Below are 13,761 nucleotides of genomic sequence, written 5' to 3' on the forward strand. Positions count from 1 at the left end.
GTCGGGATCGGTGTAGAGATAAGTATATCTTCCGTCCGGGTGGGCTTCCTGCAAGAGGTGGCTGCCGTCCCAAACAAATTAGGAGGCCAGTAATATCATAGACGTAGACATCTTTAGACATTATCAGGCTTCTTACTAAACCATCTCTTCATTATTTTCATTGCCTTTTAGCAAAGATAGGCGTATTAAAAGTATCTTTTGAAATAATTTATTGCCTTATAAGAGCTGATACCATAATGGTTTATACACTCAATAAACCAATATAGATTATCACAGTTTCTATCTAATTCTTCTGATTTAAATGGAGTAAGAATTAAACGATAAATATGATTTAATTCTATATTTTTTTTATCCTTTTTATTTAAAGTTGACCATTTTTTTAATAGTGCAATTTCAATAACTTCCTTTCGGTATTTTTCTAAGTTATCAATAGTTTCATCATAATATCTCCAATAATTTTCTGCACTATCAACATAAGGTTTATAGATGCTTATACATAAAATTGGATTCTCTATAATAATATCTAATATAGAAAGCATAATCTTTCTATAAATTTGTTCAGTATTATTATCAATTAATAAATTGATAATTTCTAAGAAATATTTTTCCATCTGATTTCTCTTATTTATCCACTTGTTGCAGTAATTCTTAATATAGCTAGCAAAGGGTTAGATGTTGCACATGCATGCTTTGGTTTCTCAAAACGGTTATCTTTTGCTAAATTTAGAGTTTCTATGGTTGTTAACAGGAATTTATTGTCCTTGACCAAGAATTTCTTCTCCAATTATTGAATCTAACTCTATCCATGCTTCTTCAAGTTGATTAACAATAGAAGATTCATTTTTATTTGGATCGTCTTTTAAATTGAGATACCAAATATGTGTTAATTTCGGTATTTCATATAAATAAGACGCCAATCTTTTTTCAATTAGATTATGATTATGAGTATAATGCTTTATTTCATTTAAAATTTTTAATAATTCTTGATAGTCCTTTACATCGAATTCAAGATCCATTCTGACCTTATCAATAAAACTATTATTTTCAAGTTTTTCTAATAATTCTTTCATAGTAACCACCTTTAAGTTATACAAAGCCAAGGATTGCTTCTGCTGGAATAGTTTATTTATTTTAAAAAAGTTAAGCATTCACTCCAATAGAAATAGATAACACATCTTTCTCATTGTCGAGTAGAGATATATCGATGACTTTATCTATTTTATGACTAAAGAATTTTAAACAATAAAAATTAGGTTTGTTTATTAATTCTAGCCAATTGCTAATATTTTTTATTTTGATAATAAACAAGGGGAATAATTCTATTGGTATTTCAGCCGAATCATTTATTCCTCCATAAAAGTATACATAAGCAATATCATTTTCCTCTGGTGCAAAAAAATTTAATATTTCATTTTTTATCGATAAACTAAAATTTTCTTTTAATAATTCTTATATTCTATAGGGGGTAAAAGTACGATTTATTATTTCACATGAGAGTGGATATGGAATAATTTTTTGAGAATCTGAAATTAAATTATTTAAAAAATGAATTTCTTTCATTTTTTCCATTAAATTATTCTGTTTTAAAGTAAAGATTTTATCTTCTAAAGTTGTCATGATACTATTTCCTATGTTGTACGGTTGCATTATCTTTGTAGGACTTCCAAGAAAATATACCATTCCCATTATTTCTTTTTTGACTAAGATTTCCATCCATTTTGGTAGTGGCTACATGCAAGTGTGGACAAGGATGTTTTCCAATCGTAAGGGTTGGTGTGCGGCATCCCGATTTGGTAGCAGTGGAAGTAGTGGGCTTGTTGGCGGCTTGCTTCTGTTGGGGATGGGGTCGTCTGAAAGCTGGGTGAGTGAGGGTTTAGGGTTTCAGACGATCCTGTAGGTTATGGCTTACCGAAAATATATTTTTCCTCTAGTTTAGTTTTATCATGCTCAAGAAAAAAAATGTTTCTATATTCAGATAAACTATTATGATTAACCGCTGAATATTGTTCTTCATTACTGCCATCATCTTCCCAATGACAAATGGGACAAATATCATAGTTGGATTTACTAGACAAGGTATAAAAATGACAACACGGACATTTTACTTTCTGATTTATCTCGTCTCCATAGACGTTTATTTCTTTGGAGAGAAGAAGACTAAGTTTTTTAGCTAGAAATTTATTACTTAAAATTGAATTTTTATATGTTAACCCTAAGGTAACTACAGGATTAAAAAAATCATCATAAAATTCTATGTCATCAAAATCATGTGTACTTAAGTAGCTTATAAGTTCTTTATTTAAATGTTCTGGTTCAGATTCATAGGAATACCAAAAGTCTAATAGGATATTCATCTTTTCAGAATTAGATATTGAATTAGTCTGATACTCAGAAAAAAATTTAATAGCTTCTGTTCTAGTCATGATAAAACCTTTCCATTTGATCTCAGATGCTTTAATTAGCCCTAAGGGATCAATCCAGCTAACAATATTGGGATTAAAGGTATATAGATTTTTCCCACCCCACAACCCAATCGGATCCGGATTCACAAACCGACCGGCCTCAGGTTCGTAATAACACATCAGGTTGTAATGCAGCCCCGTCTCACGGTCGGCATACTGATTTTGCCGTCTGAACGGCTGATTCGCAACCTTGTAAACCCGATCGTCCTTTTTCAGACGGCCCCAGGCGGTGTATTCACCGTACCATAAGAGATTGCCGTGGATGTCGGTCATCTCGCGCGGTATACCGATTTGGTCGCAGTGGAAGTAGTGGGTTTGTTGGCGGCTTTCTCCGTCTTTGTTGGTCCAGTTATGTACCTATGCCAAGGGTTCGTGCGTACCGCACACCCTACGTCGGGATTGGAGGTTTCATGGGAGCTACGGCTTGCTTTTAAGTTTTATAAGAATAATATTATGTATCAAGAAATGGCATTAATTGTTCTGGCTTTAAAGTTAGTAGTGAGATTGTTTTTCCTTTAGTATCGCAGAATTCAACCTCATATGCTTCATATGGATTTGAATAAACTTCTACAATTGCACCGATGTCTCCCTGTTGTAAATTAAAATCAGGAAGATCTTGTTGCAATTTGACTACTTCTAAAAGTGAATATTTCATTAGAAACTCCTTAATAATTAACTATAAAACATATGTAGTTGCCTTTGGAGGTGTACTCCTGAAGTAATCGCGTTCCGTCCACCGCGAGTTCGTAGGCGGTTTTGGCACCGAGTCCGTCGATGTAGGCGGTCAGTCGGTCGAGGCAGTTGTTTTGCCCTCTCCCATGAGAGAAGGAGTAGATGTTGGGATGGAAAAAAGTTCATCCAACACTTCTTTGATTTATATTAATCCCAATAAAAGTCTGAATTATTTAATTCCTTCCACTCTTCCAAAGAATAAAGAAAAGGCAAAGAAAAGTTTTCCAATATTTTTTCTTTTAAATTTTCTGACATCATAAATGCTCCTGAATAATTATAATTGGAAGACAATAAAATATCCTTATCTGAATTAGTATATGCCTCCAGTGAATAATCATCTTCATCTAATGCTAAATCTGGGTAAACAATTTCATCCTGAATTTCCCAATCAACTATTCTTACTAAATAATAGACTTCATTCGTCAATAACTCACCTTTTGTATTGACAATAATTGCTTTACTCATTCCAAAATCATGATCAAACCCGTATTTTTTAATAAATTCCAAAAAACGTGCTGACATGATAAAGAAATCATTATATGGAAGAAAATCAAAAGTAACACCTCTTGCTTTCTTTAAGCAGACATAAACCTTTTCAGGCATTGGAGGAATTTCTTGTCCCTTTACAAACCAACTCCACGGAAAGTCAAAATCAGGATGCGTTTTCTTAGGGTTAAACTTCTCTGATATACCCACAGCTCCACTACTTACTCGTGGCAACCCCATTTTTTCTGCTTTATCCATGCTTTGTAGGGCATATCCCCACACCATCAATTTCTTCATAATACACTCCTAATCTAATCGTTTGGGCGAGTTGGTAGATGAATATCCTCCAACAGATATGGACTTACTCAAACGATTTTTTAAACTTTTTTGTAAATCTCGTACACGCCGTCGCACTTGTGCCTGTAATCGACCATGATGTGGTTGCGGTAGGCGAAACCGCGTGCGTACAATTCTGCTGTAAATGCGACCATTAACATTTAAAAAAGGAACTGCCCCTGTATTTTGTTTTGCAGATACTTTTGTAAGGAAACCTAATATGGATTCCAAGCCTAAAGGATCAATCCAGCTTGTAATATTAGAAGCGAACCAGTATAGATTCTCTCCACCTTCTAACCCAATCGGATCCTGATTCACAAACCGACCCGTATCAATCTCGTAATACCTGAAGAAGTTGTAATGCAACCCCGTCTCACGGTCGCAATAGTAGTTTTGCAGGCGGAAGGGTTGGTGAGCAGTTCCTCCGGATGTGTTGGTTTCGCTCTTCAGTTTGCCCCAACCGTAATAATCCCCAAACCAGGTTACCGTCTTTATCGGTGATTTCACGCGGAATGCCGATTTGGTCGCAGTGGAAGTAGTGAGTTTGTTGGCGGCTTTCGCCGTCTTCATTGGTCCAGTTGTGTACCTTTGCCAAGGGTTCGTAGCTGTCGTTTTGCCCTCTCCCCAGCCCTCTCCCACGAAAGAAGGAGTAGATGTTGGGATGAAAAAAGTTCATCCAACACTTCTTTGATTTATATTAATCCCAATAACTGTCTAAATTGTTCAATTCCTTCCACTCTTCCAAAGAATAAAGAAAAGGCAAAGAAAAGTTTTCCAATATTTTGTCTTTTAAATTTTCTGACACCATAAATGCTTCCATATACTTATATTTGGAAGACAGCAAAATATCCTTATCCGAATTAGTATATGCTTCCAGCGAAAAACCTTTTTCATCTCTTCCTAAATCCGGGTAAACAATTTCATCCTCAATTTCCCAGCTAACTATTCTTACCAAATAATAGACTTCATTCGTCAATAACTCACCTTTTGTATTGACAATAATGGCTTCGCTCATACCAAAATTATAATTAAAACCATATTTTTTAATAAATTCCAAAAAACGCGCTGACATGATAAAGAAGTTGTAGCCATAAGGTAGAAAATCAAAAGTAACACTCCTTGCTTTTTTTAAGCAGACATAAACCTTTTCAGGCATTGGAGGAATTTCTTGTCCCTTTACGAACCAACTCCATGAAAAGTCAAAATCAGGATGCGTTTTTTTAGGGTTGAATACCTCTGATATCCCTACTTCCCCTAAGGAAACCTTAGGCACTTTTCTTTTCGCTAACTCATCTAAACTTTGTGAGCTATATCCCCACACCATCAATTTCTTCATAATACACTCCTAATCTAATCGTTTGGGTGAGTTGGTAGATGAATATCCTCCAACAGATATGGACTTACTCAAACGATTTTTTAAACTTTTTTGTAAATCTCGTACACGCTGTCGCATTTGTGCCTGTAATCGACCATGATATGGTTACGGTTGGCGAAACCGCGTGCGTACAATTTTGCGCACACCTAACATCAGAATTGAAGGCTTCATGCGAGCTATGTCTTGTTACACTTACTATATATACACGACGCTACGCCAGTTTATTAATCATCAGGATTTTCTTCTAAACAATTTAAAAACTCATCAAATGATTTCGCAATAATAATTGAATTTTTTTTAAAATTAGCTTCTCTTGATATATTTTCACTCCATACATCCCTTACATAATAAATAATTTGCCGACTATTTTTTTCTAAACAGAGGTAATTCCCTCCCCAATCAAAAGCAAAAGGAATCAGATTTATAGGTAACTCATTAAGTTTCCATTCATTTATTGCTCTTCCTTCCAATGTAAAATCTGGATCATCCTCAAACTGCTTAGAATATTTCATTGGTATGAAGTCGCGAATTTCAATATAGTCATAATCAATATTATCATTGACAAAACAAGAAAGAGTGGGAGTACCTCCATTCCATTTGAAGTAATGCGACTTGAATGAAGCTGGAAAAGATACTTCTAAATTTTTTTCAACGTCATTGAAATCATTTTCAGATAAATTTTTATCACAATCGTAAAAACTAAGCATAACAATCTCCTTTAACAATTTAACAAGCACCAGTTTTTTTCTTCTCCATTCTCTTTTGGAGCGGTTTTCCTACCTCAATGTTATTTTTATAAATTTTGATTAGATTTCCCATCTCATCATATTCATAAGCAAAATCCATTACTTTATTATCATTACTATATTTCTCAAATTTAATTAATTTTCCATCTTTATAAAACCCAGTATAATAAGACATAGTCTCTTTGCTTTTTCGGATATTATCTACCTTATCTAAATTGATTTCATCATACAATTTTGCAGGATGGTTATACTTAGGAAAAGTCATTCCTAAATAGTATCTAACAGTCAAATCATTATATTGAGTATTTTTTGTAAGTTGTTGTGACATTTTTAAAGCTCCTGTCAAAAGCAAAATAGTTCCAATCAATCCAATCAGTAACTTTTTCATTTTACTTGCTCCGATTTTAAACCGTATTTTACAAAGATATACTCTATAGTGTTTAAATCTTTATTAAATCAACGTTTCTAAAGGGGATATAGCTGTAAAATATTAGATATATACCGTATTGTTAAACCAAGACGGTACCAAAAATTAAGGTTTCGGAGCTTATAAACTTAAGAAAGTTGTCTCAAGTATTTGGCCTTTTTATATTGTCTTTTTGTAACAAAGTGACGTAGTCACTTTTAGTGTGGAATAGGTGAGATAAAAAAACAGTGTTTCGTTTTTGGTCAATGAAGTAAAGCAAAACATATTGATCTATAATTTTTCCTCGTGAGGGATACTTGCTGTTAATCTTTACTCCGATTTTCTCATCAGCGTCAAAGCCTGCTTCAGGAAAAATCTCTAAACTTTTTAAGCTGTCTAAAATTTTAGCCACAGTATTTTTGGCGGATTGAGGGGATAGAAGTACCGTAGCTATATAGTCGTGTATATTGTCGATAGCTTCCTCGACCTCTTTTGAAGCAATCACTTTATAAGCCATAACGTACCCTCATATCGTCTAGGGCAGTTCCTTCGCCTGCCTCGTATTCTCTCAAGGCACGCTCAGATTGGGCTTGTAATTCTTCAATCAACTGTTCTCTATGTAGATCTTCGGCCGTCTTAATAGGCAAATCTTGCTCCAGGACTATTTGCTCCACAAATAAAGAAATAGCATCTGTCATTGTCATTCCCTTTTCCTTGATAATTTTTCGAGCTTGTTCCATAGTGGCTTCATTCAGTTTAAAATTGTATTGTTTCGATAAAGTTATAGCCATGATATATCTCCAATCTATATGTTATAGATTGATTATATACTAGATATAGATTCTAATCAAGAAAAAAAGTTCTGTTTGATGACAGAACTAAGTTGTTTCAATAGAAGAAGTAGTGCTTTAGTTGACTGAAGTACTGAGCGGTCAAGAAAGCGTAATACAGAACATGCAAGCAGACAACCAAAAAGTGTTTTTCTCATAGCGTTACCTCATCACTAAATATATACCACAGCTTATTTTTTAGCTGCGATTTCCTCGACGGTCTTCTTTTGAAAAATTCGATTTTTTCAATCGGAGTCATTTTGCGATATGTTTTGATAAAACCACGATAAATCAGATACCTTTTATCAGGATCAAGTAAGTCATTAAAGAGGTTAATAACTCCAGTTTTAAAGGTATCAATATCCTCAATAACAAGAAGAATATAAAGCGATTTTTTGTATTAATGGATGTTATAGTTATCCTTGAGATGAATTTTTTATAAGGACCTCTTGGGATGTGAGTTCTTATAAACCCGCTCATCTTTTTTCAGACGGACCCAGGAGGTGTATTCGCCGTACCACAAGAGGTTGCCGTCCTTATCGGTCATTTCTCTTGGAATGCCGATTTGGTCGTAGTGGAAGTAGTGGGTTTGTTGGTGGCTTTCGCCGTCTTCGTTGGTCCGGTTGTGTACCTGTGCTAAAGGATCGTAGGAATCCGGGTCGGTATAGATATAGGTATATCTGCCGTCCGGGTGGATTTCTTGCAGCAAATGGCTGCCGTCCTAAACGAATCCAGTTTTCTCTTCGAGGTTGTCTGAAGCTTCTCCGTCTTTCAGACGACCTTGCCTATCCTTTTGCCCAAGGCATCGTAGGTGTACTCCAAAGTTTCTTTCGTACCGTCTTTCTTGAAGATTTTGGCTTTAACCAATTTGTTGAGGCTCGTCTCAATCTACAGCTTGCTTATTATTAATAATAGATTTTTTAGCTATATGTTTTAGATCTTTATAATTTTCCATAAAAGGTTCTTCTAATGTGGATTCTAATAAGCATTCTAAGTCATATAATATTTTTTGCTCAGCTTCATCAATAATTTCATTATTTTCAACGAACTTAACAAGCCATTCAAAAAAAACTAATACTTCATAGTTGTTTAATTTAATAATATAGTCGTTGGACTCTTTTTTAATTTCCATAATATTATAATGCTCCTTGAGAAACTACATTTTGTAAATGACTGGTAATGAGATTGTTAAAGAACCAATATTTCAGACGACCTCGAAAAAGGATTGGGGCGTCTGAAAAACAGGAACCGCGTGCATGCGTATCGCGAAGACTTTACGTCGTGATTGGAGGTTTCATGCAGGCTACGGCTTGCTATTCACCCAACAATGTTTCTTTAAATAAGTTTTCAAGTGATTCATATAACATTTCCATTTCTGATGAATCATGATAATAAATAAAAATATGTCCCTGTTGATCCATTAAAATAGGATTGCCTGAACCATCATCTGATATTGCATAAAGTTTATTCATTGGTTGTTCATATAATTCTAAAAGTTTTTGAAATCCCTGAGTTAATTCGATAACTGTTTCTTTTCCAATTAATGTTGAATTATGGAAAGCATGGATATCCAAACCAGCGCTTGCGCCGCCGAATTTTTTAATAAATTCAATGTAATCATCGTGAAATTTTATTCCTAAAATATTTTCAGCATGTTTAATTTCCTCACTACTAGCGGGTATCCCTTTAAACTCAGGGTAATCTTGAAAATATTTAATAAGTAAATTCATTGTTTCTTGGCTAATCATTAAATACCTCTTCTTGATAATTCTTTTAAAGCTTGGTCATACCAGAACTCGCGCCTCCAATATACTCAATTGATAAATCATCTAAATTTAATATTGCAAGCCTAAATCCAACAACGCAAAACTGTCTAATGAAAATCGAGATTGGAAGTTTCATGCAGGCTACGGCTTGCTTTGAAATCTATTTTTGAACGTAAGAAATTTATCATATGAATTCAATTGCTCAGCAGAATAATTTTCCATAATTTCAGCATTATCACTATCTACAATAGAAACAAAAAATATGACATTCTTTGTTTTTTCTTATCTATATTTTCTATTGCTTTTTTAAATCCTTCTATAATTGAATCATATACTTCCGCCTGATATTGCTCAAAATTACCTTCTGATATTAATGTATTTGCATCATTAAGAATATTTTGAATCTCATTATTGAATACACTATCTATTTTCTCAGGAACCTCTCCAAGTCCTATTGCAAATTGAGGGTAATACCATTTAATAAAAGGCTGATCTTCTTTTGGGTAGTTTACTTTTTCTATTTCGTAGTGAGAAATAGTGTTAGCAGCCCAACCCAGATATGAACAATAGTCATCAATATATAATGTATAGGCAAAAACTTCATTAGAATTATATCTTTCTAATACAAATTTAAATGTCTCTGTAACTCCTTTAGATACATTCTGGATTAAATCTTGAATTATATAATTACTTAAAATACTCATTTTTATTTTCCTTTTATAATTTTTTGTTATCAATCAGTTTCTATGCACATTTACTACGTGATCCGTATTTTCCAAAAACCTAACCACCAATTCTAGTTAATTGCTTGCTCATATATCTATCTGCTTGAGCTTTATTATACATAATTTCCTATCTTTTTTCTTAAAAATAAAAATATTTTAATCCAAAAGGGTGTTGTTAATCCCAAAATTCCTCCGAATATCAATCCTTCAAGGAGCATAAAACTCTCACTTTCGATTTGTATAGCTAATCCCAGCAGCATCCCAATTAACATTTGAATTATAGATAGATGTTTAATATTTTTTCTTTCTAATTCTAAATGAAATAAAATAACTAGAAAGAAAGAGATGATCGGAAACACGACCAACTTAACTATTGTGTTATCTCCATAATAGGCCATCCATAACCAAAAACAAATCCATGAAATTAGAATACTAATCCAATACTTTTGAATAAATTCTTTGACTTTAATTAACATGGAAGTCCTCCTTAGGCTATGATGTTTACAGCATATTCTTGAGTTATATTTGTTCATATAATGTTAAATTCTTTTCTGTGCTTTTATATATGTCTGTATAGAAATAAATTCTATTACCTTTTATCTCTTTCAGATAAACTAAGTCTTCGATACCCCCAATATACTCAATTGATAAATCATCTAAATTTAATGTTGCAAGCCTAAATCCAACAACCCAAAATCGTCTAATGAAAACTGGAATATATATTTTTCTATTGGAATACAACAAAGGCCCTCCAAATCCCTGTTCTTTAATAATAACTTGACCGTTTATGGATAGACTTCCAACTAAGGGAGAACCTTGATTAACTTCCATCAAATCAAGGTAACTGACTTCCCATTGGTCAAAAATATTTTTTTCTTGAAAGTCTAAAGGAGTTTCATTCAAAATTTTTAACTTAGACATTTTTATAGTCAAAGAATTGAAATCTTCTTCTATTTCTACAAGGAGTTTACCAACCTCATTGTTAAATGGCCAAGAATCAATTACTATCCGAGACAATAAAAATTCTTTTCCTTTTTTTTGTTGAAAAATACTTTCTGAATTTAGATAATTAATCATGTCATATAGTTCATTTTTTATAGAAATCAACTGCTGTTTATTTGTATAACTATATTCATCACAATTATTAATCATTTTATCAATTTCGACTAAAACTATATTGATCTTTTTTATAAATTGCTCCTGATTCATTGTCTTATTAACCTTTCTAAGTCATTAATATATTTTTGTGTTTGTCCACCAGGCAAACTCAAACCTTGAGGTGCAGCTTTACCTTCAATAATAGTTGTTTCTGGTTTCACTTTAAATTGAGCAATATTAGTCATGAGGTTCCATTTTGGTTTGACTGCGAGGCTACTTCTGGTAGCAGGGAATGTTTCAAATAAATAACGGCCTTTAGCTTGAGCATTTAATCCGTCGAAGTATCTTAATCCATATTCACTAGTTCCTGCCGAACGTACTTTAATCGTTTCTCTATCAAAAGATTCTAAAAGTTGTTTCCTATATTTTCTTGGAACTCCTAGTGATTTTAAATATTTAGATGTTTTTTACACCTTGATATGGATTTGGTGTTTTCGATCTTGATGAGCATTTACTTCAACCAAGAGGATCAACCCAGTCTTGAGCATTCGGCGCAAACTGATAAACGTTAAAGCCTCCTTCCAACCCAATCGGGTCCTGATTAACAAACCGCCCCGCATCAGGTTCATAATACCTGAAGAAGTTGTAGTGCAGCCCCGTTTCACGGTCGGCATACTAGTTTTGCAGGCGGAATGGTTGGTGATTGCTATCCGCAACCTTGGTTTCCTCTTTTAGACGACCCCAGCCGGTGTAGTTGCCGAACCACAACAAATTGCCGTCTTTATCGGTCATTTCTCTTGGGATACCGATTTGGTCGCAGTGGAAGTAGTGGGTTTGTTGGCGGTTTTCGTAGTCTTCGCTGATGTGGTTTAGACAGGCGAAACCGCCTTCGTGCGTACCACAATGCTCTACGTCGGGATTGGAAGTTTCATGTGGTCTACGGCTTGCTATTTTGAATGAGTTATTTCTTCTACTCTCCCATCTTTTTTAGAAATAACTATATGGAAATTACCACCTAGTGCTTTTGGAGGGGCTCCATTAATGATCCAGACATCTTTCTCTTCAATAATACGGTATGGTTTTTGATTTATTGAAACGGTATTTCCATATACGTTTTTTATGTATATTTCAGCAAGATCAAGCGCCATATTTTTTGAACTGACTAACATATTGCTCTCCTTTTTGTCTAAAAAATCTTTTGCAAAAGCTGAAGTAAAACAAAGAAATACTAATATAGTAAAGAGACGGATTTTGTTCATCATTCTTTCCTTAATACCAAAATTTAAAAATCGATTGTGCTTGTGTAGGTAATGCAGTACTGCGCACACCCTACGTCGGGATTGAAAGTTATATAATGACTACTGCTTGTTACTGATAAAAATTATATTATTGATCAATTAAGAATATTGCCAAAATCCAGCTATTACATCAATATTACCTTTCTTATCTTTTTCTTTATAATATATATATAATTTTCCATAATCAAACGGGTAATTACCATTAAGAAGATTATCTGGGTAATAATCTTCGTCAATACTCATAAAGTACAAATATCCATCTTCTTCTAGATTTTTATAAAAATAATCTTCTTCTTGAATTAGTTGCAATTCTCCTCCTACTGTTACTAAACCTGATAAATCATCACTATTTACTTTCCTATACGGTTCAAAATAAATCCTATTTAAGTCCATATTTGTAAATGAAGTAATTTTACTTTCCTCAGATTTTGGATGAGTAAAAACTTTTATTGAACAATTAGGATAGATATTATTATCAAGCATAATATCATGATTTTTAGGCAAGAAAATAGATAATATAAAATTAGTTTTTAATGGATGGTCAAAACATCCATAAAACATCATTTCTGAAATACAATCTTGTTTATCATCAAAATATTTAGGAATATTTCCTCCTATTCGATTAAGGCTAATCTCCTTAATCTCGTTCAAAATAACTTTTTCTTGAATAGCTTTAGTCATTTTTAATTCCTTTCTTGTATTAAACTTATAAGTTGTTTTTTCTAGCAAAATTTATTGCTGAAGATCTTAAATTTGAAGCAAGTTTAGTTGCATAAGCACGAGCAGATGATTTTTCCCATCCTCTTCTTGACAAGCCTATATAGATTCCATATCTAGTTAAATTTGTATTTAACTCAATGTTATCCATTGCCGATTCTAGAAACCTTAGCTTATGTATTCGGTTAACAAAATAATAAGTAGATTTAGGGATTATTTATTAACTTTTCGAGATATTCAATACTTCTGAATAAATAATGTTCACCTATTTGCTGTATCAAATTTGATGAGCTCCCAAATAGTATTTTTTCTAAATACTTTTTAAGAATTATAAGCTCATCTTTTTTTAAGAGATTTAAAGCGTGAGTGATGTTTTCTGCGGTAGGTATATTTATAATAAATTGTTCTATATTTACTGGAATATCATCATTTCCAATGCCATTGCTGATGCTATCAATAATTTTAGGCATTAAATAATTTATTCCTTCTGGTGAAAAAAAGATGAATGGTACTAAATTATGTTCATCAATAATAATTTTCTCTATTGGGGTATATTCGTAATACTTAAATTCATCTTTAAATTCCTCTATTTTATAAATGTTTTCTCGATAAAGTTTTTTGAACAATCCTTCTTTAGGATAATCTCTATAAGGAATTTTCAGGAAGGGCATATTTGTCTCCATTATGTTAGATAACTTTTATATTAATAGTGGTTTTTCCATGCGGTGTATTCGCCGAACTACAAGAGGATGCCGTCTTTATTGGTTAAATCTTGAGATGCCGA

25 protein-coding genes and 1 pseudogene are annotated in these 13,761 nt (G+C 33.1%); all 26 read right to left on the reverse strand.

The window, feature by feature from the left end:
- Positions 1-185: 185 nt before the first annotated feature.
- Positions 186-611 carry a hypothetical protein gene (locus HMPREF9423_RS05370; RefSeq protein ID WP_006148313.1) on the reverse strand — a complete coding sequence of 142 codons (426 nt, stop codon included), beginning with the start codon at positions 609-611 and terminating at the stop codon, positions 186-188.
- Positions 612-752: 141 nt separating this feature from the next.
- Positions 753-1,070: a hypothetical protein gene (locus tag HMPREF9423_RS0102060; protein ID WP_006155749.1), complete on the reverse strand. Its 318-nt coding sequence runs from the start codon at positions 1,068-1,070 to the stop codon at positions 753-755.
- A gap of 379 nt (positions 1,071-1,449) precedes the next feature.
- Positions 1,450-1,617 (reverse strand): hypothetical protein, encoded by a 168-nt coding sequence (locus HMPREF9423_RS12610; RefSeq protein WP_006155764.1) that lies wholly within the window; start codon positions 1,615-1,617, stop codon positions 1,450-1,452.
- 281 nt (positions 1,618-1,898) lie between these two features.
- Positions 1,899-2,735, reverse strand: a complete 837-nt coding sequence (locus HMPREF9423_RS05385) for an RHS repeat-associated core domain-containing protein (RefSeq protein ID WP_006148316.1) — start codon at positions 2,733-2,735, stop codon at positions 1,899-1,901.
- Between the two features lie 178 nt (positions 2,736-2,913).
- Positions 2,914-3,117 (reverse strand): DUF4926 domain-containing protein, encoded by a 204-nt coding sequence (locus tag HMPREF9423_RS05390; RefSeq protein WP_006148317.1) that lies wholly within the window; start codon positions 3,115-3,117, stop codon positions 2,914-2,916.
- 224 nt (positions 3,118-3,341) lie between these two features.
- Positions 3,342-3,977 carry an Imm43 family immunity protein gene (locus HMPREF9423_RS05395; RefSeq protein ID WP_006148318.1) on the reverse strand — a complete coding sequence of 212 codons (636 nt, stop codon included), beginning with the start codon at positions 3,975-3,977 and terminating at the stop codon, positions 3,342-3,344.
- Between the two features lie 9 nt (positions 3,978-3,986).
- Positions 3,987-4,586 (reverse strand): RHS repeat-associated core domain-containing protein, encoded by a 600-nt coding sequence (locus HMPREF9423_RS12415; protein ID WP_006148319.1) that lies wholly within the window; start codon positions 4,584-4,586, stop codon positions 3,987-3,989.
- Positions 4,519-4,692 (reverse strand): annotated as a pseudogene (locus HMPREF9423_RS12830) (hypothetical protein); the annotation flags it as partial. The gene HMPREF9423_RS12415 and the pseudogene HMPREF9423_RS12830, both read right to left, overlap by 68 nt.
- A gap of 21 nt (positions 4,693-4,713) precedes the next feature.
- On the reverse strand, positions 4,714-5,352 hold the full coding sequence (locus HMPREF9423_RS05405) for an Imm43 family immunity protein (protein WP_006148321.1): 639 nt from the start codon (positions 5,350-5,352) through the stop codon (positions 4,714-4,716).
- A 263-nt stretch (positions 5,353-5,615) separates the two neighbouring features.
- A complete protein-coding gene (locus tag HMPREF9423_RS05410) occupies positions 5,616-6,098 on the reverse strand; it encodes an SMI1/KNR4 family protein (protein ID WP_006155770.1) in 483 nt (160 codons plus the stop codon).
- Positions 6,099-6,117: 19 nt separating this feature from the next.
- Entirely contained in the window at positions 6,118-6,525 is a 408-nt protein-coding gene (locus HMPREF9423_RS05415) for a hypothetical protein (protein WP_006148323.1), read from the reverse strand.
- A gap of 181 nt (positions 6,526-6,706) precedes the next feature.
- Positions 6,707-7,060: a type II toxin-antitoxin system RelE/ParE family toxin gene (locus HMPREF9423_RS05420; RefSeq protein ID WP_006148324.1), complete on the reverse strand. Its 354-nt coding sequence runs from the start codon at positions 7,058-7,060 to the stop codon at positions 6,707-6,709.
- Positions 7,050-7,334 (reverse strand): type II toxin-antitoxin system RelB/ParD family antitoxin, encoded by a 285-nt coding sequence (relB, locus tag HMPREF9423_RS05425; protein ID WP_006148325.1) that lies wholly within the window; start codon positions 7,332-7,334, stop codon positions 7,050-7,052. Before relB ends, HMPREF9423_RS05420 begins: the two co-directional genes overlap by 11 nt.
- A 475-nt stretch (positions 7,335-7,809) precedes the next feature.
- On the reverse strand, positions 7,810-8,082 hold the full coding sequence (locus tag HMPREF9423_RS12500) for an RHS domain-containing protein (protein WP_115253943.1): 273 nt from the start codon (positions 8,080-8,082) through the stop codon (positions 7,810-7,812).
- A gap of 174 nt (positions 8,083-8,256) precedes the next feature.
- On the reverse strand, positions 8,257-8,505 hold the full coding sequence (locus tag HMPREF9423_RS05435; RefSeq protein WP_006148327.1) for a hypothetical protein: 249 nt from the start codon (positions 8,503-8,505) through the stop codon (positions 8,257-8,259).
- Between the two features lie 181 nt (positions 8,506-8,686).
- Positions 8,687-9,121 carry an SMI1/KNR4 family protein gene (locus tag HMPREF9423_RS05440; protein WP_006148328.1) on the reverse strand — a complete coding sequence of 145 codons (435 nt, stop codon included), beginning with the start codon at positions 9,119-9,121 and terminating at the stop codon, positions 8,687-8,689.
- 260 nt (positions 9,122-9,381) lie between these two features.
- The gene (locus tag HMPREF9423_RS11750) at positions 9,382-9,843 is read right to left on the reverse strand and encodes a DUF4303 domain-containing protein (protein WP_006148330.1); all 462 of its coding nucleotides are present in this window, start codon (positions 9,841-9,843) and stop codon (positions 9,382-9,384) included.
- Between the two features lie 134 nt (positions 9,844-9,977).
- Positions 9,978-10,340, reverse strand: a complete 363-nt coding sequence (locus HMPREF9423_RS05450) for a hypothetical protein (protein WP_006148331.1) — start codon at positions 10,338-10,340, stop codon at positions 9,978-9,980.
- A 43-nt stretch (positions 10,341-10,383) separates the two neighbouring features.
- The gene (locus tag HMPREF9423_RS05455) at positions 10,384-11,073 is read right to left on the reverse strand and encodes a hypothetical protein (RefSeq protein ID WP_006148332.1); all 690 of its coding nucleotides are present in this window, start codon (positions 11,071-11,073) and stop codon (positions 10,384-10,386) included.
- Positions 11,070-11,207 (reverse strand): hypothetical protein, encoded by a 138-nt coding sequence (locus HMPREF9423_RS12425; RefSeq protein ID WP_006148333.1) that lies wholly within the window; start codon positions 11,205-11,207, stop codon positions 11,070-11,072. Before HMPREF9423_RS12425 ends, HMPREF9423_RS05455 begins: the two co-directional genes overlap by 4 nt.
- A 271-nt stretch (positions 11,208-11,478) precedes the next feature.
- Positions 11,479-11,616: an RHS repeat-associated core domain-containing protein gene (locus tag HMPREF9423_RS12505; RefSeq protein ID WP_208853962.1), complete on the reverse strand. Its 138-nt coding sequence runs from the start codon at positions 11,614-11,616 to the stop codon at positions 11,479-11,481.
- Positions 11,617-11,637: 21 nt separating this feature from the next.
- Entirely contained in the window at positions 11,638-11,754 is a 117-nt protein-coding gene (locus tag HMPREF9423_RS12615) for a hypothetical protein (protein ID WP_006155774.1), read from the reverse strand.
- A 155-nt stretch (positions 11,755-11,909) separates the two neighbouring features.
- Positions 11,910-12,221 carry an NTF2 fold immunity protein gene (locus HMPREF9423_RS05460; RefSeq protein WP_006155772.1) on the reverse strand — a complete coding sequence of 104 codons (312 nt, stop codon included), beginning with the start codon at positions 12,219-12,221 and terminating at the stop codon, positions 11,910-11,912.
- A 138-nt stretch (positions 12,222-12,359) separates the two neighbouring features.
- Positions 12,360-12,941: a hypothetical protein gene (locus HMPREF9423_RS05465; RefSeq protein WP_006155757.1), complete on the reverse strand. Its 582-nt coding sequence runs from the start codon at positions 12,939-12,941 to the stop codon at positions 12,360-12,362.
- 25 nt (positions 12,942-12,966) lie between these two features.
- The gene (locus tag HMPREF9423_RS12260; protein WP_006148336.1) at positions 12,967-13,128 is read right to left on the reverse strand and encodes a hypothetical protein; all 162 of its coding nucleotides are present in this window, start codon (positions 13,126-13,128) and stop codon (positions 12,967-12,969) included.
- A 55-nt stretch (positions 13,129-13,183) separates the two neighbouring features.
- The gene (locus HMPREF9423_RS05470) at positions 13,184-13,660 is read right to left on the reverse strand and encodes a hypothetical protein (protein ID WP_006148337.1); all 477 of its coding nucleotides are present in this window, start codon (positions 13,658-13,660) and stop codon (positions 13,184-13,186) included.
- Between the last annotated feature and the right edge of the window lie 101 nt (positions 13,661-13,761).

Source organism: Streptococcus infantis ATCC 700779 (assembly GCF_000187465.1).
GTDB classification, from domain to species: domain Bacteria; phylum Bacillota; class Bacilli; order Lactobacillales; family Streptococcaceae; genus Streptococcus; species Streptococcus infantis.

Excerpts from the sequence above, each read along its gene's own strand:
- HMPREF9423_RS05370 (WP_006148313.1), bottom strand. The coding sequence starts at position 611 with ATGGAAAAATATTTCTTAGAAATTATCAATTTATTAATTGATAATAAT.
- HMPREF9423_RS0102060 (WP_006155749.1), bottom strand. The coding sequence starts at position 1,070 with ATGAAAGAATTATTAGAAAAACTTGAAAATAATAGTTTTATTGATAAG.
- HMPREF9423_RS12610 (WP_006155764.1), bottom strand. The coding sequence starts at position 1,617 with ATGACAACTTTAGAAGATAAAATCTTTACTTTAAAACAGAATAATTTA.
- HMPREF9423_RS05385 (WP_006148316.1), bottom strand. The coding sequence starts at position 2,735 with ATGACCGACATCCACGGCAATCTCTTATGGTACGGTGAATACACCGCC.
- HMPREF9423_RS05390 (WP_006148317.1), bottom strand. The coding sequence starts at position 3,117 with ATGAAATATTCACTTTTAGAAGTAGTCAAATTGCAACAAGATCTTCCT.
- HMPREF9423_RS05395 (WP_006148318.1), bottom strand. The coding sequence starts at position 3,977 with ATGAAGAAATTGATGGTGTGGGGATATGCCCTACAAAGCATGGATAAA.
- HMPREF9423_RS12415 (WP_006148319.1), bottom strand. The coding sequence starts at position 4,586 with ATGAAGACGGCGAAAGCCGCCAACAAACTCACTACTTCCACTGCGACC.
- HMPREF9423_RS05405 (WP_006148321.1), bottom strand. The coding sequence starts at position 5,352 with ATGAAGAAATTGATGGTGTGGGGATATAGCTCACAAAGTTTAGATGAG.
- HMPREF9423_RS05410 (WP_006155770.1), bottom strand. The coding sequence starts at position 6,098 with ATGCTTAGTTTTTACGATTGTGATAAAAATTTATCTGAAAATGATTTC.
- HMPREF9423_RS05415 (WP_006148323.1), bottom strand. The coding sequence starts at position 6,525 with ATGAAAAAGTTACTGATTGGATTGATTGGAACTATTTTGCTTTTGACA.
- HMPREF9423_RS05420 (WP_006148324.1), bottom strand. The coding sequence starts at position 7,060 with ATGGCTTATAAAGTGATTGCTTCAAAAGAGGTCGAGGAAGCTATCGAC.
- relB (WP_006148325.1), bottom strand. The coding sequence starts at position 7,334 with ATGGCTATAACTTTATCGAAACAATACAATTTTAAACTGAATGAAGCC.
- HMPREF9423_RS05435 (WP_006148327.1), bottom strand. The coding sequence starts at position 8,505 with ATGGAAATTAAAAAAGAGTCCAACGACTATATTATTAAATTAAACAAC.
- HMPREF9423_RS05440 (WP_006148328.1), bottom strand. The coding sequence starts at position 9,121 with ATGATTAGCCAAGAAACAATGAATTTACTTATTAAATATTTTCAAGAT.
- HMPREF9423_RS11750 (WP_006148330.1), bottom strand. The coding sequence starts at position 9,843 with ATGAGTATTTTAAGTAATTATATAATTCAAGATTTAATCCAGAATGTA.
- HMPREF9423_RS05450 (WP_006148331.1), bottom strand. The coding sequence starts at position 10,340 with ATGTTAATTAAAGTCAAAGAATTTATTCAAAAGTATTGGATTAGTATT.
- HMPREF9423_RS05455 (WP_006148332.1), bottom strand. The coding sequence starts at position 11,073 with ATGAATCAGGAGCAATTTATAAAAAAGATCAATATAGTTTTAGTCGAA.
- HMPREF9423_RS12425 (WP_006148333.1), bottom strand. The coding sequence starts at position 11,207 with ATGACTAATATTGCTCAATTTAAAGTGAAACCAGAAACAACTATTATT.
- HMPREF9423_RS12615 (WP_006155774.1), bottom strand. The coding sequence starts at position 11,754 with ATGACCGATAAAGACGGCAATTTGTTGTGGTTCGGCAACTACACCGGC.
- HMPREF9423_RS05460 (WP_006155772.1), bottom strand. The coding sequence starts at position 12,221 with ATGAACAAAATCCGTCTCTTTACTATATTAGTATTTCTTTGTTTTACT.
- HMPREF9423_RS05465 (WP_006155757.1), bottom strand. The coding sequence starts at position 12,941 with ATGACTAAAGCTATTCAAGAAAAAGTTATTTTGAACGAGATTAAGGAG.
- HMPREF9423_RS12260 (WP_006148336.1), bottom strand. The coding sequence starts at position 13,128 with ATGGATAACATTGAGTTAAATACAAATTTAACTAGATATGGAATCTAT.
- HMPREF9423_RS05470 (WP_006148337.1), bottom strand. The coding sequence starts at position 13,660 with ATGGAGACAAATATGCCCTTCCTGAAAATTCCTTATAGAGATTATCCT.